Here is a 278-nt window from a genome sequence, read left to right as displayed (position 1 = left end):
GTCTTCTTCAGCGTAGATGGCGTTGACCGGGCATTCGGCCACGCACACGGCGCAGTCGATGCACTCATCCGGATCGATGGTCAGGAAGTTCGGGCCTTCGCGGAAGCAATCGACGGGGCAGACGTCCACGCAGTCGGTGTACTTGCAGCGGACACAGCTTTCGGTAACGACGTGAGTCATTTCGCTTGGAGGTTAATGCTAGGAATTCGTGGGGTGCGCGGTCACGGCAGGTGCCAAGCCGGCAATCTCGTATTGTAACGCAGCCGCCGGGTCCGACG

General features: G+C 60.4%; 1 protein-coding gene. It reads right to left on the bottom strand.

Annotation, left to right across the window (positions count from 1 at the left end; all coding sequences use genetic code 11):
• Nucleotides 1-180: ferredoxin family protein (locus RVY79_RS19290; protein ID WP_317466178.1), on the bottom strand; the 180-nt coding region annotated here is incomplete at its 3' end.
• Nucleotides 181-278: the final 98 nt, after the last annotated feature.

Source organism: Chromohalobacter sp. HP20-39 (assembly GCF_033052815.1).
In the GTDB taxonomy this organism is placed as follows: Bacteria; Pseudomonadota; Gammaproteobacteria; order Pseudomonadales; family Halomonadaceae; genus Chromohalobacter.
This window is presented reverse-complemented; position numbering and strand designations above follow the sequence as displayed.